This window comes from Providencia sp. PROV003, assembly GCF_045040775.1.
Classification (GTDB): Bacteria; Pseudomonadota; Gammaproteobacteria; order Enterobacterales; family Enterobacteriaceae; genus Providencia; species Providencia huashanensis.
Map to the genome: position 1 here is coordinate 1741823 of NZ_CP096369.1, position 21843 is coordinate 1763665.

A 21843-nucleotide genomic window follows, 5' to 3' on the forward strand; every position below is an offset into this window, starting at 1 on the left:
GCTATAAAACCATATAAATATGAATACAACACTTTCTGTCGCATTGCATAACTTTACTGAGAAATATGTTTCTCAATGGCAACAACAAACTGGTTTACCGCCCGCTTCAACGGATTTATATGGTATTCCATCCCCTTGTATTGTTCGCACTGGCGAAAACTGGGTGTATTGGGAGCCTCAAACATTTCCAATTAAGGGTGCAACCCTGGATAAAGTCGCTACTGCATTAGATATCAATTTGCAAAGTGATATCCACACTTTTTATACCACTCAGTTAGCTGGTGATATGAAAGCGACATTTCGTGATATTACCCTTAATTTAGTGCAAGTTTGGAATGAGGATGACTTTATTCGCTTACAGGAAAATTTAATTGGCCATTTGGTCACTCAAAAGCGTTTAAAGCTGCCGCCAACGTTGTTTATTGCAACCTTAGATTCTGAACTTGAAATGATATCAATGTGTAATCTTAGTGGTGAAATAATCCTAGAAAAATTTGGTAGTAAAGAAAGACGAGTACTTTCTTCGAATTTAACCTGTTTTCTTGAAGAGCTGACTGTCATTGTGGAGCCAAAGGGGTAAGCATTTTATTACAACTTGGTGTAGGTAAAAGCTTACAATTAAGTTAAGCAATATCTTAAAGTTTTCTTCTTTTATAAGAATGATAATTATTTAACTTTTTATTTCATGGCGTTACTACCGTACGTGATATTTCATTTAATATTATTGAATTATTGCAAGCCATACTAGGTTGTTTTAGTAAGCGGTTTCATACATTCTTATCTCGCTGGACAGGGTAAGTCAGTTTAGCTTTTTATACCTAATTATAGGGTGTAAAAATTTTTAAAAGTAAAGCGAGGGATTGCTAAATAGGTTAAAACACCTATTAACATGCTTTTATTCAACAGGATGTTGAGTGACAGGATGTCATTTTGCAGGATGCATAAGTCCTAAAGCGTAAGCCAGTCAACCAAGGTTGACTGGCTTTTTTCCTGATAAATATTATAGAGTTAATAATAGGCTTTATTGGTTATGGTTCTTCAAGGCATTTTTATTAACGGCTAGTTATCATTTACATTCTTGCTAACGCAAGGCCTGCGAACGAAATATTAATGGCTGTTATGCTGGGAGTTTTTAGTTAATGACATAATAATTTCTTGGGTCATTGCATCGCGCAGCGCTTCGCGACGGCGAAACTCAGCTCGGCGTTGGCTTTTGACTGATTCGATATCGCGTACAGGCTCTTGAATTGGCAATTGGAACCAGCCGTCTGCGGTTTGCGTCCCATTGCACTCTAACCAAAAAGTATCATAACTTGATTTTAAATGTTGGCTCTTAATATGGCATTGGTTAGAAACGCCTAATATTGATTTTACATGGAAAAAAGTAGCGACAGCATAAACTGCGGACATTAATAAATTCTTAGGTCTCATACCGTGCATTTGTTTAGTAATTAACCTAACTTGGTCAACACTTTGCTCGGTTGAAGGCCCTTGTAAGGAGCATACATAAAGTTGGCCTTCAGGGCCGAAAGAAAAACTCATTAAATAGATCTCATCACCTGTTTCATTTTTCAGGTGTAGAGTGAGGTCACCTTCTCTTGGGTATTGTGAATATATTAAGGTTAATTGAGCAAAATCCCCTGATTTTAACTCAATATTAGCCACAACAAGCCCTTCACGTTTATCACAAAACATGGCTTCGATAGCTTCAGGTTTAAATGTTGTTTCAACTAAATTAAGTGTATAGCTAGCCGTAAGCAACTTTTGCTTTCCAGTCCAAGCCTTATGAAGGTATTTATTAATCGGTCGTTCAATGAAATGAGGAACACCTTCAATTGCCGCCGAAAATTGAGCACAACGGTAGTTTTGGCACATTACCTGATAGTGTTTATATTGCTCAGTAGGAAGTTTAGTAATACGAATTTTTCTTTTTAATTCAACATATTTTGAGTTAAAAGCTCGCCAAACTTTATTTTCCTTACGCCACTGCTTTAGTAATCCCATAGATAAACCATTTTATTGTTAATTATTTTGTTTGTATTAAATTGAAAAACATTTGATTTTACTTTTATCAATCGAAACAAATCATCAACGAAACTTATCAAGTTAAGTCGAGCAGATAATTAAGCAGAAAATAATGGTATAGAGATATCAATAAACTTGTATTTCCTCGTTTTTAACCCCATTTATCCGACAGAATTGTGATGAAAAATAAAGTATATTTGCTTTGTGATAATTAAATAGGTTTAAGCATGAATATTGAACAACGCATTATTGAAAAACTTTGTCATCTAGAAGAGGAAATGAAATTAAAATCCCTTTGGAATGAACAGCCACCAAGTCCTGAAGCTTTTAAAAGTGTTGAACCCTTTTGTATTGATACAATGGAAGCTTCGGAATGGTTACAATGGGTTTTGATCCCTCGCTTGCAGATACTGATTGAGCAAAAAGCGGTATTGCCGACAAGCTTTGCAGTTGCCCCTTATTTTGAAGAGGCTTATAAGCATGACGAAGAAGAGCGTTATACATTGGTTATTCATCACTTGCGTGAGCTAGACGGCCTTTTTTCAGCGAAAACGAGCGGGTGAATAATTAATGCTGGAAATCATTTATCACGATGAGTATATGGTTGCGGTGAATAAACCGGCAGGTATGCTAGTGCATCGCAGTTGGTTAGATAGCAAAGAAACGGTGTTTGTCATGCAAACGCTGCGAGATCAAATTGGGCAATATGTGTATCCCATTCATCGGCTTGATAGGCCTACATCAGGTATATTGCTTTTTGCGTTGTCGAGTGAGGTTGCAAGGCTGTTAGCTGCACAGTTTGAAAGCCACCAGTTAGAAAAAGTATATCATGCTATCGTTCGTGGCTATTTAACCGAAGAGCAAACCATCGATTATCCACTCTTAGAAGAGTTAGATAAAATTGCGGATAAACACGCGTCTCGTGAGCCCGTTTTACAGGAATGTATTACTCATTGTAAGCCAATCGCCACCGTTGAATGCCCTATTGCTATCGGGCGCTACGACACATCTAGGTTCAGCTTGGTTGAATTAAGGCCGGAAACAGGCCGTAAGCATCAACTAAGAAGGCACATGTCTCACCTTCGTCATCCTATTATTGGCGATAGTAAACATGGTGATTTGCGGCAGAACCGGGGAGTTAATGCGAATTTTTCAGTATCACGACTGATGTTGCATGCCAGTTTATTAAATTTAAATCACCCGATAACAAAAGAAAATATATCACTAGTTGCGCCGTGGGACACACAATGGTTGTCATTAATTGAACAATTTGGGTGGTCAGATAAGGTTGTAAAGTTAGGAATAAACGTTATTAATTCGTCAAATGAATAAGAAATAGAGGGGGTGTTATGTCAAAAATAGGCATTTTTGTTGGAACTGTCTATGGTAACTCTTTGGCTGTTGCAGAAACGGCACAAGAAATTTTAGAACAGCAAGGGCATGAAGTGGTTGTCTTTGACGAACCTACCTTGAATGATTGGCAACACTACAATTCAGGTGAAGAAATTGCCTTAATTGTGACTTCATCTACAGGCCAAGGGGATTTGCCCGATACTATAGCGCCGTTGTTTAGTGAAATTAACGATGTTGTTGGTTATCAACCTGATTTACGTTACGGCCTAATTGCTTTAGGTGATAGCAGTTATGAAAGTTTTTGCGGGGCTGGGGTCCGTTTTGATGAACTATTAGCCGAACAATCAGCTACACGTATTGGTGATATTTTATTTATTGATGCAATTGAAGTGGACACGCCAGAAGAATATGCGAAGAGTTGGATTGAAGCTTGGGCTGAGCTACTTTAAATGCCTGCACCGTGGGATTACCCATATTTATAATAAATAGCGGTAATGCTACGGCGCAGTATATAATCACTTCGCCTGTAAATTATTTACGGGTAAGTTTTTCGAGGTCAGCTTCAATTTCTGCAATTTTATTTGAAACAACATGTTCTAAATGGCGTAAGTCATCAAGAATTTTGTGTTTTAAATCAATATCAGTTTGCTCTGTTTGGCAAATTTGGTCTAGTTCTTCAATCGCATAACGTAGGTTAGTATTGATCTCGTTAATTTCTTTGAAATTATTACCGCCATCGGCAATCGTTTTACGTTGGCGTGGGTATTTGAATTTTACGCTTTTAGCGAAAAACTCCCCTTTATCTTTGCGAAAATAGATTTTTAAAATGTCATTATTCGCTTCTTGACGCAAGGAATAGCGGTCAATGTCTTGGGGGTTACTGATGCCTAAACTTTTCAAATTATCGTACATGTTAGCTCGCTTTACTGTAGGAACAGAGTCGGTAAACAAAGTGATAGTGTGAGCAAGGCCGTAACAATATCGGTCTATTTCCCTTTATGGTACTACTGGTTTAAAGACGTAGGTTGGAAATACCCTATTACGTCATTTTGCAATAGCATCATTATAATGAAAAATAAAATAATACAGTTTTATTGATGGTAAACGGCAAAAGTCACGGACATATTATGCGCGATTTCTTGAAATTGACAAACTTCTCTTTGCAATTAATGCGCTCAGATGAACCACAAAATGAAATATTAACGAAAGTGTATTGAATATGGCCACCCGATTTGCATACAAGGTATGCGCTTCGGGATAGCTTCATGTTTAACCTAATTACTATGAAATGATTACAAAAACTGAGTAATAGGTTTTTAGATGGTAAGTAGTGGCTGATAGGAATTATTCATCAATACTTCTTAATAATTCATTGATCCCTACTTTACCCCGTGTTTTCTCGTCGACCTTTTTAACAATAACAGCACAGTAAAGGCTATAGCTACCGTCTTTGGAAGGCAAGTTACCGGAAACAACGACAGACCCCGCAGGTACACGACCGTAAAAGATTTCGCCAGTTTCGCGATCATAAATTTTTGTGCTTTGTCCCAGATAAACCCCCATTGAAATAACGGAGCCTTCTTCAACAATCACACCCTCAACCACTTCTGAGCGAGCACCAATAAAGCAGTTATCTTCAATTATTGTCGGGTTTGCTTGTAATGGTTCTAAAACACCACCAATGCCAACGCCGCCAGATAAGTGAACATTTTTACCAATTTGCGCACAAGAGCCGACTGTCGCCCATGTATCAACCATGGTGCCTTCATCAACATAAGCCCCTATGTTGACGTATGATGGCATTAAGACGCTATTTTTAGCAATGTAAGCCCCTTTACGTACAGCGGCTGGTGGAACAACGCGAAAACCTTCTTTTTCGAAGCGAGCTTGGTCGTAGTCGGCAAATTTCATTGGGACTTTATCGAAATAACGGCTTTCAGCGCCATCAATGACTTGGTTATCTTGAATACGAAATGATAACAACACGGCTTTTTTGAGCCACTGATGTGTAACCCAAACACCAGCAATTTTTTCTGCGACACGTAATTTACCGCTATCAAGTAATGCAATAGTCTCTAAAACGGCTTGTTTTACTGGGATAGAGACGGTATTTGGTGTAATACTGCTTCTATCTTCGAATGCTTGTTCAATGATCGCCTGTAAATGCTGCATTGATTGTATTTCCCTCTTGAATGACATGAAAGTAAGCGTTGACCGCAATAATGCGATGAGCGCTATATTTTATCCTTCGATTTTAGGGCTTCTGTCAACCTTTCTGATAACTCTTGTTGCATATTTTTACTTAAGGCTTGGTGCTCTTTATCTGCTAACACAAAGAAATCTTCAACTTTTTCGCCAATAGTGGTGATCCGTGCGCCATATAGCGAAATTTCCATTTGAGCAAAAACATGCCCAATTCGCGCTAATAACCCTGGTTGATCTAAGGCAAATAATTCCATATAGGTACGGCGATCATTCGTTGAATGTAAAAAATTGACTTTTGTTGGAACCGTAAAATGACGTAATTTAGATGGAATAGTGCGTGGTTTTGGTAGCGAAATTTCAGGTTGTTGCACCGCTAGCAACAACATTTTACGGATATGTTCATATCTATCTTTCGACAATGCATTCCCGTTAGGCTCTAACACCACAAAAGTATCCATTGCCATATTATCTTTATTAGTAAAGATCTGCGCACTGTGAATACTTAAATTACGCCTATCAAGTTCACTAGCAACAGCTGCAAATAAATGGGGTTTATCATGGCACCAAATAAAAATTTCAGTGCCACCATGTTTAGGTTGGGTGCTTATCAGGACAAGCGGTTGGCTTAAATCATGCGCTAGCAAATGTTTGGCGTGCCAAGCCAGTTGTGATGGGGTGTGACGCAAAAAATAGTCGGCGTGACAACGGGACCAAAGCGCTTGCAATTTTTCTTCGTTAGTAGGGGACTGCCGTAATAATGATAAAGCTTGATAACGGTGATGGCGGATACGTTGGCGCAAATCAGGCGTGCTTTGCATCCCTTGATTTAACTGGTGTTCAGTGGATAAAAATAACTCGCGGATTAAACTTTGTTTCCAGCTATTCCATAATGTGCTGTTGGTCGCGCAAATATCAGCGACGGTCAAACACATTAAATAATTAAGACGCGAAACTGTTTTTACTTCAGCTGCAAACTGCTTAATGATATCGGGGTCTTGAATGTCACGCCTTTGAGCGGTTACTGACATCAGTAAGTGGTTTTTTACTAACCAAGCGGCAAGACCTGCTTCTTTGCTCGAAAAACCATGTAATAAGGCGAAGTCATACACAAATTCGGCTCCAAGATCAGAATGATCTCCTGAACGCCCTTTAGCAATATCATGGAAAATAGCGGCTAGCCGTAAAATCTCAGGTTGAAGTAATTTAGGGTAAACACTGACACAAAGCGGGTGATCGCGGCGATTTTCTTCTAGGGTAAAACTATCAATTTTTTGCAAGACGCGAATTGTGTGTTCATCGACGGTATAAGCATGGAATAGGTCGAATTGCATTTGGCCAACAATATTGCTCCAAAGAGGCGTATAAGCGCTTAGGACACTGTGAAGGTGCATAGGGACAAACGCACCTTTGATTGCTCTTGGATGGCATAATATTTTTAGGAATAGTTTTCGTGCTTCTGGCAGTTCACAGAGCGGCTTCACAAGATTTCGTCGCGCAAAACGTAATTGCCGTAAAGTGGTTGAGTAAATCCCTGTAATATTGGGATAGCGGGCCATTTGGTAGAACATTTTTAAGATAGTGGCAGGCTGGTTAATGAATAGGTCATCATCAATCATATCAATTAACGAGCCACGAAGCTGGAATTGAGAATCAATAGGACGAGGCTTTTCATCGGGGTTGAGGGTCAAAATGGCTTCATCAAATAGTTGTAATAACATTTGATTTAGTTCTCTAACGCGCCGAGTGACGCGATAAAAATCTTTCATCATTCGCTCAACAGGTTGGTTTTTATCACCTTGATAACCCAATAGATTGGCTACACTAAACTGGCGGTCAAATAACAGTCTATTATCATGGCGTTTAACCACTAAGTGTAAGGCGAAGCGAATTTTCCATAAAAAGACTAAACATTCTTTGAGTTCTTGGTGTTCCTCTTCGGTTAAAAAACCAAAACCCACCATTTCATCGACGGTTGTTGCCCCAAAGTGACGCCTACCTACCCATAGTAAGGTATGTATATCCCGCAAGCCACCAGGGCTGCTTTTAATATCAGGTTCTAAGTTGTAGCTAGTGCTATGGTAGCGTTGATGGCGTTCTTGTTGCTCTTCAATTTTAGCGGCAAAAAAGACAGCGGAAGGCCAAAATTCATCACTGAAAATCGTTTTTTGTAACTGTAAAAAGAGGGCGATGTCACCACAAATTAGCCTTGATTCAATTAAATTTGTTGCGGTTGTGAGGTCTGCATTGCCGGCTTCAATACATTCAGATAAAGAACGAACGCTATGACCAATATCAAAGCGAAGATCCCACAATAAAGTAATAAATTGCCCAATTTGAGCTGCTAATGTCTCAGGTAGTGGCTCTTTACTTAACACTAAGATATCAATATCAGAAAGTGGGTGCAGCTCATGACGGCCATAGCCACCAACCGCAATCAGTGACATCCCTGACTGTTTTTCAAATTTAAATGATTGCCAGAGACGAGTCAGTAAAGCATCGAGGTAGTCACTGCGAATATGAACTAGGTCAACGACATCTTTACCTTGGTTGAATGCTTCCTCTAGCCAATGGTCAAAATCATCGACATGTTGCCTTAAGGCACTGAGTTCAAGGTCGTGGGGACCAAATTGGTTTGGTGAGAGATAGGGAGTAGGAAGTGCCGTCATCTTTATCTTTCCGTAGTGATATCGATAGAAAAACTTATATCAGCTTACGGTTTTTTAGTAAAAATGAACAGAAAAAGAACCCCCTAATGTGAGGGGGTCTTCTTGGAATTAGGCGTTAACCAGAACCGCTGAGATAAATGGCTCTTCTTCTTTACGTAATGTTAAGATTTCACAACCGTTATCAGTAACGACTAAAGTGTGTTCATACTGTGCTGACCAACCTCGGTCTTTGGTTTTGACTGTCCAACCATCTTTCATGGTACGGATGCGGTGATCGCCAGTATTAACCATAGGTTCGATGGTAAATGCCATGCCTTTTTGTAGCACCACTCCACTATCATCAGCATCATAATGTAGAACTTGTGGTTCTTCATGGAACCCTTCGCCAATACCATGGCCACAATATTCACGTACAACTGAAAAGTCTTGTTTTTCAACAAACTCTTGGATGGCCTTTCCTAGGGTGCGTAAGCGAATACCCGGTTTAACCAGACGTAGGGCTAAGTACAGGCTATCTAATGTGACTTTGCAAAGACGCTCGCCTTGGATAGTCGGTTTCCCAACAATGAACATTTTAGACGTATCACCGTGGAAACCATTTTTGATCACCGTAACATCGATATTAACGATATCACCATCTTTTAAAATTTTATCTTCACTAGGAATTCCATGACAAATGACATCATTGACGGAAATACAAACGGATTTAGGGAAACCGTGATAGTTAAGACAGGCAGGGATAGCTTGCTGCGTTTCAACGATGTGTTGATGACAGAGGCGGTCCAATTCACCAGTGCTGACGCCCGGCACAACATGTGGCGCAATCATTTCTAACACTTCCGCTGCTAGCCTACCCGCAACACGCATTTTCTGAATATCTTCTTCAGTTTTGATAATAATAGCCATGAGTTTAATCCATTCATGCCACATATATTAATGGCATGTTTAATAAAGGGGGGTGAAAATAGGTTTGGTACCTTTTTTACATCAATAACACTTATGGTAACAGCCACCGCATTTCCTGCCAACTAGCTATCGATAGGAACCGATAGATTAAGTGTTTTTTAGATAGGTGAGTAGGGCGCTGAGGCTATACGAACCTAAGTGTTTTATAGCACAAAATGCACAGTAATGATGAAGATATCTTGAACGGAGAAATAACACCGATAGAAAATAAGATTTTTACTCTACCAGCGTTTTTACCCTGCCCAAATAGCGTCTATAATTGATTAATGGGAATATCATATTTCCCGAGTGAACCGCTTTTTAATCAATCTGCTTTTTTGTCATTTCTGTTAGCGAAAAAAACAACAAAAGTTGGCTTCTAAGTTGGATTTATGGTATAAAGCGCGCCGGCAATCCATATTATTTCTTCTCACTTTTTTGTGCATCAATGAATGCTGCTCAAATGTTGTTAGTCGGATAGAAAATTGGATATGCGATAAACTTAAACTCAATTGTGTAATAACACACACAAATCGACACGTGCTCCGGGGTGCTCTTATGCGTTTAAACGCAGCCATAGAGTCGGTAGCATGGGATTTGTGGAGGCATAACCCCAATTACTTATATACAGAGGTATTAAATGGCAACTGTTTCCATGCGCGATATGTTACAAGCGGGCGTACACTTTGGTCACCAGACTCGTTACTGGAACCCAAAAATGAAACCTTTCATTTTCGGCGCTCGTAACAAAGTTCATATCATCAACCTGGAAAAGACTGTTCCAATGTTCAACGAAGCTTTGGCTGAGTTAACTAAAATTGCTTCTCGTAAAGGCAAAATTCTGTTTGTCGGTACTAAACGTGCTGCAAGCGAAGCCGTTCAAGAAGCTGCTAACAGCTGTGATCAGTATTTCGTTAACCACCGTTGGTTAGGTGGGATGCTGACTAACTGGAAAACTGTTCGTCAGTCAATCAAACGTCTGAAAGATTTAGAAGTTCAGTCGCAAGACGGTACTTTCGATAAACTGACCAAGAAAGAAGCGCTGATGCGTACTCGTGAACTTGGTAAGTTAGAAAACAGCTTAGGCGGTATCAAAGATATGGGCGGTTTACCTGACGCTCTGTTCGTTATCGATGCAGACCACGAACACATTGCTATCAAAGAAGCAAACAATCTGGGTATCCCAGTATTTGCTATCGTAGATACTAACTCTGATCCAGATGGTATCGATTTCGTTATCCCTGGTAACGATGATGCAATCCGTGCAATCAAACTGTATCTGGGCGCTGTAGCAAGCACCGTTCGTGAAGGCCGTTCACAAGATCTGGCTGTTCAAGCAGAAGAAAGCTTAGTAGAAGCTGAATAATAAGGCTTAAGTCCTTATTTATAGGTATTGCTATACAGGTACTGCTATATGTTAGAAGGGGCCTGATAAAGGCCCCTTTTATATATGAATCAGAACTATCCACGTGAGGAAGACTCTCACGGGGAATATCGAGGAATAAATCACATGTCTGGAATTACCGCTGCATTGGTAAAAGAACTGCGTGAACGTACTGGCGCAGGTATGATGGAATGTAAAAAAGCACTTGTTGAAGCTAATGGCGACATCGAATTAGCGATCGATAACATGCGTAAATCAGGTCAAGCAAAAGCGGCTAAAAAAGCAGGTCGTGTTGCAGCTGAAGGTGTTATCCTGACCGAAGTTTTCAACGATGGCAAAACAGGCGCTCTGATCGAGCTGAACTGTGAAACTGACTTCGTTGCTAAAGATGCTGGTTTCTTAGCATTTGGTAAAGAAGTTTTAGCATCTGTTGTTGCGGACAAAAATGCAGATATCGAAGCGCTGAAAGCAAAATTCGAAGAAGCTCGTACAACTTTAGTTGCTAAAATCGGTGAAAATATCAATATCCGTCGTGTTGATATTCTGGAAGGCGCACAAGTAGGTAGCTACCTGCACGGTGCTCGTATTGGTGTTTTAGTCGCTGGCGAAGGCGCAGACGAAGAATTACTAAAACACATTGCTATGCACATCGCTGCAAGCAAACCTGAATATGTGACTCCAGATGATGTACCTGCGGATGTTGTTGCTCATGAGCATCAAATCCAGTTAGACATCGCAATGCAATCTGGTAAACCACGCGAAATCGCTGAAAAAATGGTTACTGGTCGCATGAACAAATTCACTGGCGAAATCTCTTTGACTGGCCAGCCTTTCGTAATGGATCCAAGCAAATCTGTTGGTGACTTACTGAAAGAAAAAGGTGCTACTGTTTCTAACTTCATCCGTTATGAAGTTGGTGAAGGTATCGAAAAAGTTGAAACTGACTTTGCAGCAGAAGTTGCTGCAATGAGCAAGTAAGCAACTTAAGGGCCGCCGATTGGCGGCTCTGTTTTATACACGTTATATTTCAAGCTGTATTAGCCTTGTTTTACGACTGCAAACGGAGAATAACTCCGCCCTCGGAGCCGTTGACATAACAGCAACATGTAGCTCGAACTATTTAGTGTATAACTGTCGTATTCTAATTTTAAATTTAGGTACGTAGAAAACCATTATTCTACGTGTGTTACCCCAATAAATAATCTGTTAGGACAGAACACCATGGCAACCAATGCAAAACCCGTTTATCAACGTATTCTGCTTAAATTAAGTGGCGAAGCCTTACAAGGTGCAGAAGGTTTTGGTATCGATGCTAGCGTTTTAGATCGTATGGCTCAGGAAATTAAAGAACTCATAGAACTGGGTATACAGGTCGGTGTGGTTATTGGCGGTGGTAACCTGTTTCGTGGTGCTGGTTTGGCACAAGCTGGCATGAACCGTGTTGTCGGCGACCACATGGGGATGTTAGCGACAGTGATGAACGGGCTCGCTATGCGTGATGCGTTACACCGTGCATATGTGAATGCAAGGTTAATGTCTGCAATTCCACTAAACGGTGTCTGTGATAATTATAGCTGGGCAGAAGCAATCAGCTTATTACGCCACGGCCGTGTTGTTATTTTTTCTGCCGGAACAGGGAATCCATTTTTTACAACGGACTCAGCTGCATGTCTACGTGGGATTGAAATTGAAGCGGATGTGGTATTAAAAGCCACTAAAGTTGATGGTGTATATTCAGCAGATCCAGCTAAAGACCCTGAAGCAGTTCTTTATGAAACCCTGAGCTATCAAGATGTTCTGGAACGTGAACTTAAAGTGATGGACTTAGCTGCCTTCACTCTGGCGCGCGATCATAACTTACCTATTCGTGTTTTTAACATGAATAAGCCGGGCGCTTTACGCCGTGCCGTAATGGGTGAAAATGAAGGTACCCTGATTTCTCACAATTAATACTCAGAGACATAACCTGAGTTTAAATGTATTATCTAACATAAATTCAGACTATTTAAGCGAGGTCGCATCGCGGCCTTTAATAACCAGTTCTTAAGGGTTGAAAACGTGATTAATGAAATCCAAAAAGATGCTCAAGACCGTATGGAAAAGAGCCTAGAAGCATTTAAAAACCAAATTAGCAAAGTCCGTACAGGCCGTGCATCCCCAAGCCTCTTAGATGGCATCACTGTTGAATATTACGGTTCAGCAACACCTCTACGTCAGTTAGCTAACGTGACGGTTGAGGACTCCCGTACATTAGCAATTTCTGTTTTTGACCGTAGCATGTCACCGGCTATTGAAAAAGCGATTATGGCTTCTGATTTAGGTTTGAACCCTTCATCGGCAGGTACAGTTATCCGTGTTCCACTTCCTCCATTAACGGAAGAACGCCGTAAAGACTTAATCAAAGTGGTTCGTGGTGAAGCAGAACAAGGCCGTATCGCAGTTCGCAACGTTCGCCGTGATGCTAACGATAAAGTCAAAGCTTTACTGAAAGATAAAGAAATTAGTGAAGATGACGAGCGCCGTTCACAGGATGAAATCCAAAAGCTGACTGATAGCTACATCAAGAAAGTTGATGAGTCATTAGCGCAAAAAGAAACGGAATTGATGGAGTTTTAATCCATCTTGATATAAAGCCACCAAAGCATACCGTAAAAAGTATGTGTTAGTGTGGCTTTATTGTTTTCATATCTATTAAAAAATCCTTTCTAACCTCTAAGCTGATATAATCTCAGTATTGATTTAATACAGAGTAACCAATCACTATGAAACGTCTGACAATCCTAGGTTCCACAGGCTCAATTGGTACAAATACACTTTCTGTTGTTCGCCAAAATCCCGAAAAATTTCAAATTCTTGCTTTAGTCGCAGGGCAAAACGTTTCTGAAATGGCTAAACAATGCCTTGAGTTTAATCCGAAATATGTATCAATGGCGGATGAGTCTTCAGCCAAAGCATTACGGGCTATTTTGACTGAAAATAACAATAAAACGGAAGTGTTGTCAGGAAACCAAGCTGCAATTGAGCTCGCAGGGCTTGACGATGCTGACCAAGTTATGTCAGCGATTACTGGTGTGGCGGGCTTACTTCCTACTTTAGCCGCGATCAGAAAAGGCAAAAGAATATTATTAGCGAATAAAGAGTCTCTGATTACGAGTGGCCGTTTATTCTTTAATGAGATTCGTCAACACAATGCGACAGTTTTTCCTATTGATAGTGAGCATAACGCTATTTTTCAAAGCTTACCTGAAGTTATTCAGCTTAATTTAGGGTTTGCTGATTTATCTGCTTCTGGTATATCAAGTATTGTTTTAACTGGCTCAGGCGGCCCTTTTAGAGATACCCCATTATCTCATTTTGATAACGTGACACCTGATGAAGCCTGCAATCACCCGAATTGGTCGATGGGAAGAAAAATTTCAGTAGATTCGGCGACAATGATGAATAAAGGGCTAGAATATATTGAAGCTTGTTATTTCTTCAATGCGAGTGCTGAGCAGATGGAGGTCATTATTCACCCTCAGTCAGTTATCCATTCAATGGTACGGTATAAAGATGGCAGTGTGATTGCTCAATTGGGTACGCCTGATATGCGCACACCAATTTCATATAGTATGGCTTATCCTCAACGTATAATGTCTGGTGCAGAACCTCTCGATTTTGCCACTCTTTCATCATTAACGTTTGTTCAGCCAGACTATCAACGTTATCCTTGTTTGAAGTTAGCTATAGATGCTTGCCATGAAGGCCAAGCGGCAACAACTGCATTAAATGCAGCAAATGAAGTGGCCGTTGCCGCTTTCCTTAACGGTAAAATTCGTTTTACAGATATAGCAAAAATTAACCACAAAGTACTAGATGCACAAGTTTTTTCTGAACCAGTTTCTATTGATGAGGTCTTAGAAATCGATGAGCAAGCCCGCAAAAATGCGGTAAAAATAATCGCTCAGGCAGTTTAACCTCAGTATGTGATTTATTTAGTTGCTGATAGCCACATTATATCTTTAATATGTGATGTGTTTAAAAAAAGAAAGATAACATAGTATTTTGTAGCGAATTAAGGATGTGTCTTATCAGCAAACTTAATAATAGTGGTTATTATTGGGCTGTATTTTTAAAGCAGTACTCACAAGGATTAACATTTAATGAACTCTAGTGGTGAAAATCTCTCTGATTCGATGATACCTAAGCATGTCGCTATCATTATGGATGGTAATGGGCGATGGGCTAAACAGAGAGGAAAACTCAGAATTACAGGTCATAAGGCAGGTGTTGAATCTGTTCGTAATTCAGTGCGTTTTGCGGTAAAAAATAAAATTAGCTCCCTTACACTGTATGCATTTAGTAGTGAAAACTGGAGACGGCCAGAAAAAGAAGTGAGTTCTTTGATGGAATTATTTGTTTTTGCTCTCGACAATGAAGTTAAAAACCTGCATAAAAATAATGTAAAATTAAAGGTTATCGGTGATGTAAGTCGTTTTAGTGATCGTCTCAAAAAAAGAATCGATAAGGCAGAGGCACTCACGCAAAACAATACAGGTTTGAAACTGAATATTGCCGCAAATTACGGTGGCCGTTGGGACATAACCAACAGTGTGAAACAGGTATTTTCGAAAGTACAAAATGGTGAACTCTCTATTGATGATATCAATGAAGAAACCATTAATAGTGAAATTTGTATGCATGACCAAGAAAATGTCGATTTGGTTATAAGAACAGGAGGGGAGCATCGCATCAGCAACTTCCTGTTATGGCAAGTCGCTTATGCGGAATTTTATTTCACCAACGTTTTGTGGCCAGATTTTGATGAAATGGTGTTTCAGGATGCAGTTGATGCTTTTAGTAAGCGCGAGCGTCGTTATGGTGGAGCTGAATCAGATGATGAACTCGTCAAATAATAGGGGAAAGATGTGCTGAAATACCGTTTACTTACTGCAATAGTATTAATACCAATCGTTATTGCAGCTTTGTTTTTGCTTTCTCCAGCAAATTTTGGTTTTGTCGTGATTGCAGTTTGTGCATTAGGTGCTTGGGAATGGGCGCAGTTCGCAGGCTGGCATTCGCAAGTTAAACGTATAGGGCTAGCTATTGTTTTTGCAATAATATTGCTTGCGGTTCAATTAGCTGTTCCTGATATAACATCATTTTCCTCTGAGCCGATGATCCTCTACGGCTTGTGGGCCGGTCTGGCATGGTGGGTTGTCGCAATTCTTTTAGTCGTGACTTATCCTGCATCGGCATCGTGGGGTAAATCGGTCATTGTCCGCTTGCTGTTCGGTGCATTAACTATTATTCCATTTTATTGCGGCATGATGGTACTTAGAACTATTGGTTATCAAAGTGATACATCCTTTGGTGCATGGTGGTTATTGTACGTTATGTTACTTGTTTGGGGGGCTGATTCAGGTGCTTATGCATTTGGCCGCACCATTGGGCGGAATAAAATGGCGCCGAAAGTTTCTCCTGGGAAAACATGGGAAGGTTTAATTGGGGGATTGATTACCGCAGGGGTGATATCGTGGTTGTTTAGCACATTTGCACCAATCCCTGTGATGCCTGATTATTTGCTAGTGACTTCGATTATTGTTGTTGTAGTATCTGTGTTTGGTGACCTAACAGAAAGTATGTTTAAACGTCAATCAGGTATTAAAGACAGTAGCCACTTAATTCCGGGGCATGGCGGTATTCTTGACCGAATTGATAGCCTGACAGCAGCGATTCCAGTTTTTGCTGGGCTAAATTTGTTAGTTTTTAACGGTTTTGGTCTTTAGGAAGATAAATGGGATTTATTTGGAGCTTAGCGGCGTTTATTATTGCGATTGGTGTGCTGATTACAGTACATGAATTTGGGCACTTTTGGGTTGCTCGCCGTTGTGGTGTTTATGTTGAGCGTTTCTCCATTGGTTTTGGGAAAACGTTATGGCGTAAGGTAGATAAACAGGGTACTGAGTTTGTATTAGCAATGATCCCGCTAGGGGGCTATGTCAAAATGCTTGATGAGCGAGTTGGCGAAGTTTCTCCTGAGCGTCGGCACCAAGCATTTAACAATAAAACTGTTGGGCAGCGGGCTGCCATTGTTAGTGCAGGGCCAATTGCGAACTTTTTACTTGCTATTGTTGTCTACTGGGTAGTATTTATGATTGGTGTTCCTTCGGTGAAACCAATTATTGAGGATGTAAAAAGCGGTTCTATCGCCGCCATAGCAAATTTTGAACCAAAAATGGAACTAAAAGCCATTGATGGTATCGAAACACCTGATTGGAATTCAGTGCGTTTGGCATTGGTCGGTAAAATTGGTGACCGTGAATTAACGGCTCAAGTATTGCCACAGGGCTACAGTGAGCCGATTACAAAAACGGTTGATTTAACCAATTGGCAATTTGATCCAGAAAAACAAGACCCGATACTGTCTATTGGCATTATGCCAGTATCTGTGAGAATTGACCCTGTTATTCAAAAAGTCACTGAAGGTTTGGCTGGTGAACGTGCGGGTTTACAGCCGGGTGATAGAATTGTTAGTGTTAACGGGGAGGCATTGGGTCTTTGGAATCCAGTGACGCGTATTATTCGTAATAACCCTGGAATACCATTGAAACTTGAGGTAGAGCGGTCACAACATTTGATCCCTCTCACTCTAACCCCTGACAGCCAAAATGGTCAGCGTGGTGAAAAAATTGGGTTTGCGGGCGTTGAACTTTCAGTGTTACCGTTAGCAGATGAATATAAAATGGTACAGCAGTATGGGCCATTTTCTGCGTTTTACCAAGCCAGTGATAAAACGTGGCAATTAATGAAATTAACGGTCAACATGATGGGTAAACTGGTTGTTGGGGATGTCAAACTCAATAACTTAAGCGGTCCGATATCTATCGCAAAAGGTGCGGGGGTATCAGCCGAATCAGGCTTGGTGTATTATTTGATGTTTATTGCGCTTATTAGCGTCAATTTAGGTATCATCAATCTGTTTCCACTGCCTGTTTTAGATGGGGGGCACTTGCTCTTCTTGTTAATTGAAAAAATTAAAGGAAGTCCAGTGTCTGAGCGAGTACAAGACTTTAGTTTTCGGATAGGTGCAATGGCATTGATTCTGTTAATGGGACTTGCACTTTTTAATGATTTCTCTCGCTTCTAATTTTTATAAGCTGGGGACCAGTAAGGAATACGCATAACAACGATGGCGATGAAAAAGTTGCTCATAGCGTCGCTGCTTTTCAGCAGCGCCACTGCATACAGTTCAGACGGATTCGTAGTTAAAGACATTCGTTTCGAAGGTCTACAACGCGTCGCCGTTGGTGCAGCATTATTGAACATGCCAGTTAGGGTCGGTGATTCGGTTGATAACGAAGATATCAGTCGTTCGATTCGTTCCCTATTTTCAACCGGTAACTTCGAAGATGTTAGGGTCCTGCGTGATGGAAACACGCTGATCGTTCAAGTTAAAGAGCGCCCAACTATCGCAAGTATCACTTTTACAGGTAATAAATCTGTCAAAGATGACATGCTTAAGCAGAACTTGGAAGCTTCAAATATCCGTGTTGGTGAGGCGCTTGACCGCACAACAATTGCGAATATTGAAAAAGGCTTAGAAGACTTTTACTACAGTGTAGGTAAATATAACGCGACAGTAAAAGCGGTTGTAACGCCTTTACCACGTAATCGTGTTGACCTAAAATTTGTTTTCTCTGAAGGTGTTTCTGCGCAAATTCAGCAAATTAACATTGTTGGTAATAAAAATTACACGACTGCAGAATTAGTCAATAAACTGCAATTGCGTGATGATGTACCATGGTGGAACCTTGCTGCTGACCAAAAATATCAGAAACAAAAATTGGCGGGTGACTTAGAAACACTTCGCAGTTTTTACCTTGATCGCGGTTACGCTCGTTTCAATATAGATTCAACCCAAGTTAGTCTGACACCAGACAAAAAAGGAATTTATATTACGATTAACATTACCGAAGGCGACCAGTATAAAATTTCTGGTGTTGAGGTTAATGGTAATACAGCAGAACACTTAGCTGAAATCCAAGAGCTAATCACTATCACTCCGGGTGAGCTGTATAACGGTGCGCAAGTGACACGCATGGAAAACCAAATTAAAGAAATGTTTGGTCGCTATGGCTATGCTTATCCTCGGGTTATGACTCAACCTGAAATCAATGATGAAGATAAAACAGTTAAGTTGCATCTCAACATTGATGCTGGTAACCGTTTCTATGTACGTGAAATTCGTTTCCAAGGGAATGATACCAGTAAAGATACTGTTCTGCGCCGTGAAATGCGTCAGATGGAAGGCGCTTGGCTTGGTAATGACCTTGTCGAATTAGGTAAAGAACGCCTCAATCGTACTGGTTTCTTTGAAACTGTTGATGTTGAAACTCAACGTGTACCAGGAAGCCCTGACCAAGTTGACGTTATCTACAAAGTTAAAGAACGTAATACGGGTTCTATGAACTTTGGTATCGGTTTTGGTACTGAGAGTGGTGTAAGTTTCCAAGTCGGTGTAACACAAGATAACTGGTTAGGAACGGGGAATGCGGTTGGTATTAACGCAAGTAAGAATGACTATTCAACAAACGTTGAATTCTCATTTACTGATCCTTACTTCACCGTTAACGGTGTGAGTTTAGGTGGGCGCATTTTCTATAATGATTTTAGTGCGAAAGATGCAGATCTATCAGGCTATAACAACAAAACGTATGGTTTAGATAGTTTCTTAAGTTTCCCATTCAATGAGAATAACTCTTTCCGTGTTGGTGCCGGTTATGTACATAACCGACTTTCTGATATGCGTGCACAAGCTGCGATGTGGGATTACCTTGATTCTATGGGTAAAAATCCACCAGTCACAGAAAATGGGCGTAATAAAGAAAGTTTTGATGCAGATGACTTCACGCTTAACTTAGGTTGGACTTACAACTCGTTAAACCGCGGTTTCTTCCCGACATCAGGTAATAAAACTAACTTGTCTGCTAAAGTGACTATTCCTGGTTCTGATAACGAATACTATAAACTGCGTTTTGATACAGCACAGTATTACCCATTGGATGAAGACGAATCGTGGGTGGTTCTTGGCCGTGCACAAGCGGGTTATGGGGATGGTATCGGTAGTAAGCAAATGCCATTCTATGAAAACTTCTATGCGGGTGGTTCTAGCACCATTCGTGGTTTCCGCTCGAACAATATCGGTCCGAAAGCGGTTTACCTGAAGAAAATTAATGGTAAAGATCAACCTGAACCTGGAAGTCCATCAAGTGATGCGGTCGGTGGTAATGCTATGTACGCAGCATCATTTGAGTTAATTACCCCTACACCATTTATTGACGAGAAATATTCGAATTCTGTTCGTACTTCTTTGTTTGTCGATGCTGGTACGGTATGGGACACAAATTGGAACAGTATTCCCGCTGCTTGGCGTGCAGGTATGCCTGACTATGGTAAAGCAAGTAATGTCCGTGCTTCTGCGGGTATTGCTTTACAATGGATGTCTCCTCTTGGGCCATTGGTATTCTCTTATGCGCAGCCAATTAAGGACTACGAAGGGGATAAATCAGAACAGTTCCAATTTAATATTGGTAGAACGTGGTAATCTACTCTAGTTTCTATCTATGAAGGCTCCCATAATTTTGTGGGAGCAACCAAAATTTCCAGCCATACATATGGGTTAAGGAGTTTAGTGTGAAAAAATTGTTGTGTGCAGCGGGTGTTAGTATTGCTTTAGCAATGTCTGCGGGTGCTTATGCTGAGAAAATCGCTATTGTAAATGTTGGTGAAATTTTCCAAAAAATGCCTGCACGTGAAGCCGTTGCTAAACAGCTTGAGAGTGAGTTCAAAAGTCGCGCAACTGAGTTACAAAATCTAGAGAAAGATTTACAAGCTCGAGTTGATAAATTGCGCCGTGATGGTGCAACTATGAAGAAAACTGAACGTGAAAAACTTGAAGCAGAACTCATGACTAAACGTGACCAGTTCGCTGAAAAAGCTCAAAAATTTGAAGAAGACAACCGTCGTCGTCAAGGTGAAGAGCGTACTAAAATTTTAACACGTATTCAGGATTCTATTAAATCTGTAGCTGCTAAAGAAGGCTATGATGTTGTTATCGATGCAAATGCAGTTGCTTATGCAAAAGATAGCGTAGACATCACCAGTCAGGTTCAAAAACAGGTTAAATAATAGATGTCTTCAATTCGATTGGCTGACCTTGCTCAGCAGTTGAATGCGCAACTACATGGTGATGGCGATATTGTCATCACCAGTATTGCTCCAATGCATTCAGCGAATAATCAACAGATTACTTTTCTATCTGATAGCCGTTATAGTGATAAATTGGCTGATTGCCAAGCTGCAGCGGTTGTTCTCACAGCAAAAGATCTTGCAGCCTGTAAAGTCGCAGCATTGGTTGTGGATAACCCATACCTTGCTTATGCGCACATGGCTCAAATTATGGATACAACTCCGAGCCCAGCTGAAAATATCCATCCCTCCGCAGTGATTGCAGAAGACGCAAAACTCGGTGAGAATGTGGCAATAGGTGCAAATGCCGTTATCGAAAGTGGTGTAATCCTAGGCGATAACGTGGTGATTGGCGCAGGTTGCTTTGTGGGTAAAAACACACGTATAGGTGCAGAGACCCGCTTGTGGGCAAATGTGAGTGTGTACCACAATATTGAAATTGGCGAGCAATGCTTGGTTCAATCCGGAACAGTGATTGGTTCCGATGGGTTCGGCTATGCAAATGATCGTGGTAATTGGGTCAAAATCCCCCAATTAGGTACCGTAATTATTGGTTCACGAGTAGAAATCGGCGCAAATACAACGATTGATCGTGGTGCATTGGATAACACAATAATTGGCAATGGGGTTATCATCGATAATCAGTGTCAAATTGCACACAATGTCATTATTGGTGATAATACAGCAGTTGCTGGTGGTGTCATCATGGCGGGCAGTTTAAAAATTGGCCGTTATTGTATGATTGGTGGTGCCAGTGTAATCAATGGCCATATGGAAATTTGCGATAAGGTAACGGTAACGGGAATGGGTATGGTCATGAGACCAATCACTGAGCCGGGAGTTTACTCTTCAGGTATTCCTTTACAGCCTAATAAAGCTTGGCGTAAAACAGCTGCTTTAGTCTTAAATATCAATGAGATGAATAAGCGACTGAAACATGTTGAGCGTGAATTAGATAGCCAAAATCAAAAAAATCAGTAATCATTTTGTAATTCAGGCTAAAATAGTCATCTGAGTTACGTTTTCCGGCCTGCC

Annotated in this window: 20 protein-coding genes; 15 read left to right on the plus strand and 5 right to left on the minus strand. The window is 40.6% G+C overall.

Annotation, left to right across the window (positions count from 1 at the left end; genetic code table 11):
- Positions 1-19: 19 nt before the first annotated feature.
- The gene (gene syd, locus M1F14_RS07995; protein WP_042848996.1) at positions 20-580 is read left to right on the plus strand and encodes a SecY-interacting protein; all 561 of its coding nucleotides are present in this window, start codon (positions 20-22) and stop codon (positions 578-580) included.
- 527 nt (positions 581-1107) lie between these two features.
- Here syd and M1F14_RS08000 read toward each other — a convergent pair.
- Complete coding sequence (locus M1F14_RS08000; RefSeq protein WP_042848995.1) at positions 1108-2004, minus strand: DUF535 family protein; 897 nt, start codon at positions 2002-2004, stop codon at positions 1108-1110.
- Between the two features lie 248 nt (positions 2005-2252).
- Here M1F14_RS08000 and M1F14_RS08005 point away from each other — a divergent pair, with 248 nt between their 5' ends.
- From M1F14_RS08005 to M1F14_RS08015, 3 genes are read left to right on the plus strand one after another with little or no spacing between them, the layout of a single operon-like run.
- Positions 2253-2588 (plus strand): YqcC family protein, encoded by a 336-nt coding sequence (locus M1F14_RS08005; RefSeq protein WP_042848994.1) that lies wholly within the window; start codon positions 2253-2255, stop codon positions 2586-2588.
- Between the two features lie 7 nt (positions 2589-2595).
- Positions 2596-3357, plus strand: coding sequence for a tRNA pseudouridine(65) synthase TruC (truC, locus tag M1F14_RS08010; protein WP_042848993.1), 762 nt, complete (start codon positions 2596-2598; stop codon positions 3355-3357).
- Between the two features lie 17 nt (positions 3358-3374).
- A complete protein-coding gene (locus tag M1F14_RS08015) occupies positions 3375-3827 on the plus strand; it encodes a flavodoxin (protein ID WP_042848992.1) in 453 nt (150 codons plus the stop codon).
- Positions 3828-3909: 82 nt separating this feature from the next.
- Here M1F14_RS08015 and M1F14_RS08020 read toward each other — a convergent pair whose 3' ends face one another.
- The 4 genes from M1F14_RS08020 to map all read right to left on the minus strand — a co-directional run bounded on the left by M1F14_RS08020 (position 3910) and on the right by map (position 9155).
- Entirely contained in the window at positions 3910-4290 is a 381-nt protein-coding gene (locus M1F14_RS08020; RefSeq protein WP_042848991.1) for a DUF3461 family protein, read from the minus strand.
- A gap of 432 nt (positions 4291-4722) precedes the next feature.
- Entirely contained in the window at positions 4723-5550 is an 828-nt protein-coding gene (gene dapD / locus M1F14_RS08025) for a 2,3,4,5-tetrahydropyridine-2,6-dicarboxylate N-succinyltransferase (protein WP_042848990.1), read from the minus strand.
- Positions 5551-5612: 62 nt separating this feature from the next.
- Positions 5613-8249, minus strand: coding sequence for a bifunctional uridylyltransferase/uridylyl-removing protein GlnD (gene glnD, locus M1F14_RS08030; protein WP_129466375.1), 2637 nt, complete (start codon positions 8247-8249; stop codon positions 5613-5615).
- Positions 8250-8357: 108 nt separating this feature from the next.
- The gene (map, locus tag M1F14_RS08035; protein WP_181468724.1) at positions 8358-9155 is read right to left on the minus strand and encodes a type I methionyl aminopeptidase; all 798 of its coding nucleotides are present in this window, start codon (positions 9153-9155) and stop codon (positions 8358-8360) included.
- A 679-nt stretch (positions 9156-9834) separates the two neighbouring features.
- On the opposite strand from map, the gene rpsB reads away from it, so the two are divergent.
- The 11 genes from rpsB to lpxD all read left to right on the plus strand — a co-directional run bounded on the left by rpsB (position 9835) and on the right by lpxD (position 21789).
- Positions 9835-10560, plus strand: a complete 726-nt coding sequence (gene rpsB, locus M1F14_RS08040; protein ID WP_004257504.1) for a 30S ribosomal protein S2 — start codon at positions 9835-9837, stop codon at positions 10558-10560.
- Between the two features lie 144 nt (positions 10561-10704).
- Positions 10705-11556, plus strand: a complete 852-nt coding sequence (gene tsf, locus M1F14_RS08045) for a translation elongation factor Ts (RefSeq protein WP_042848987.1) — start codon at positions 10705-10707, stop codon at positions 11554-11556.
- Between the two features lie 243 nt (positions 11557-11799).
- Positions 11800-12528 carry a UMP kinase gene (gene pyrH, locus M1F14_RS08050; RefSeq protein WP_042848986.1) on the plus strand — a complete coding sequence of 243 codons (729 nt, stop codon included), beginning with the start codon at positions 11800-11802 and terminating at the stop codon, positions 12526-12528.
- A 108-nt stretch (positions 12529-12636) separates the two neighbouring features.
- Positions 12637-13194 carry a ribosome recycling factor gene (frr, locus tag M1F14_RS08055; RefSeq protein WP_042848985.1) on the plus strand — a complete coding sequence of 186 codons (558 nt, stop codon included), beginning with the start codon at positions 12637-12639 and terminating at the stop codon, positions 13192-13194.
- A gap of 146 nt (positions 13195-13340) precedes the next feature.
- Complete coding sequence (gene ispC, locus M1F14_RS08060; protein ID WP_181468723.1) at positions 13341-14534, plus strand: 1-deoxy-D-xylulose-5-phosphate reductoisomerase; 1194 nt, start codon at positions 13341-13343, stop codon at positions 14532-14534.
- Positions 14535-14720: 186 nt separating this feature from the next.
- Positions 14721-15473, plus strand: a complete 753-nt coding sequence (gene uppS / locus M1F14_RS08065) for a polyprenyl diphosphate synthase (RefSeq protein ID WP_042848983.1) — start codon at positions 14721-14723, stop codon at positions 15471-15473.
- Between the two features lie 12 nt (positions 15474-15485).
- Complete coding sequence (gene cdsA, locus M1F14_RS08070; protein WP_042848982.1) at positions 15486-16346, plus strand: phosphatidate cytidylyltransferase; 861 nt, start codon at positions 15486-15488, stop codon at positions 16344-16346.
- 8 nt (positions 16347-16354) lie between these two features.
- The gene (gene rseP, locus M1F14_RS08075; RefSeq protein WP_042848981.1) at positions 16355-17707 is read left to right on the plus strand and encodes a sigma E protease regulator RseP; all 1353 of its coding nucleotides are present in this window, start codon (positions 16355-16357) and stop codon (positions 17705-17707) included.
- A gap of 42 nt (positions 17708-17749) precedes the next feature.
- Positions 17750-20164 (plus strand): outer membrane protein assembly factor BamA, encoded by a 2415-nt coding sequence (gene bamA / locus M1F14_RS08080; RefSeq protein ID WP_042848980.1) that lies wholly within the window; start codon positions 17750-17752, stop codon positions 20162-20164.
- Between the two features lie 89 nt (positions 20165-20253).
- On the plus strand, positions 20254-20748 hold the full coding sequence (skp, locus tag M1F14_RS08085; protein WP_042848979.1) for a molecular chaperone Skp: 495 nt from the start codon (positions 20254-20256) through the stop codon (positions 20746-20748).
- Between the two features lie 3 nt (positions 20749-20751).
- Entirely contained in the window at positions 20752-21789 is a 1038-nt protein-coding gene (lpxD, locus tag M1F14_RS08090) for a UDP-3-O-(3-hydroxymyristoyl)glucosamine N-acyltransferase (protein WP_042848978.1), read from the plus strand.
- Positions 21790-21843 lie beyond the last annotated feature (54 nt).

Bases quoted from the DNA above. Each gene is read 5' to 3' on its own strand.
- uppS (WP_042848983.1), top strand. From the start codon at position 14,721: ATGAACTCTAGTGGTGAAAATCTCTCTGATTCGATGATACCTAAGCAT.
- pyrH (WP_042848986.1), top strand. From the start codon at position 11,800: ATGGCAACCAATGCAAAACCCGTTTATCAACGTATTCTGCTTAAATTA.
- ispC (WP_181468723.1), top strand. From the start codon at position 13,341: ATGAAACGTCTGACAATCCTAGGTTCCACAGGCTCAATTGGTACAAAT.
- M1F14_RS08015 (WP_042848992.1), top strand. From the start codon at position 3,375: ATGTCAAAAATAGGCATTTTTGTTGGAACTGTCTATGGTAACTCTTTG.
- lpxD (WP_042848978.1), top strand. From the start codon at position 20,752: ATGTCTTCAATTCGATTGGCTGACCTTGCTCAGCAGTTGAATGCGCAA.
- M1F14_RS08005 (WP_042848994.1), top strand. From the start codon at position 2,253: ATGAATATTGAACAACGCATTATTGAAAAACTTTGTCATCTAGAAGAG.
- map (WP_181468724.1), bottom strand. From the start codon at position 9,155: ATGGCTATTATTATCAAAACTGAAGAAGATATTCAGAAAATGCGTGTT.
- rpsB (WP_004257504.1), top strand. From the start codon at position 9,835: ATGGCAACTGTTTCCATGCGCGATATGTTACAAGCGGGCGTACACTTT.
- M1F14_RS08000 (WP_042848995.1), bottom strand. From the start codon at position 2,004: ATGGGATTACTAAAGCAGTGGCGTAAGGAAAATAAAGTTTGGCGAGCT.
- syd (WP_042848996.1), top strand. From the start codon at position 20: ATGAATACAACACTTTCTGTCGCATTGCATAACTTTACTGAGAAATAT.
- tsf (WP_042848987.1), top strand. From the start codon at position 10,705: ATGTCTGGAATTACCGCTGCATTGGTAAAAGAACTGCGTGAACGTACT.
- glnD (WP_129466375.1), bottom strand. From the start codon at position 8,249: ATGACGGCACTTCCTACTCCCTATCTCTCACCAAACCAATTTGGTCCC.
- rseP (WP_042848981.1), top strand. From the start codon at position 16,355: ATGGGATTTATTTGGAGCTTAGCGGCGTTTATTATTGCGATTGGTGTG.
- bamA (WP_042848980.1), top strand. From the start codon at position 17,750: ATGGCGATGAAAAAGTTGCTCATAGCGTCGCTGCTTTTCAGCAGCGCC.
- dapD (WP_042848990.1), bottom strand. From the start codon at position 5,550: ATGCAGCATTTACAGGCGATCATTGAACAAGCATTCGAAGATAGAAGC.
- M1F14_RS08020 (WP_042848991.1), bottom strand. From the start codon at position 4,290: ATGTACGATAATTTGAAAAGTTTAGGCATCAGTAACCCCCAAGACATT.
- truC (WP_042848993.1), top strand. From the start codon at position 2,596: ATGCTGGAAATCATTTATCACGATGAGTATATGGTTGCGGTGAATAAA.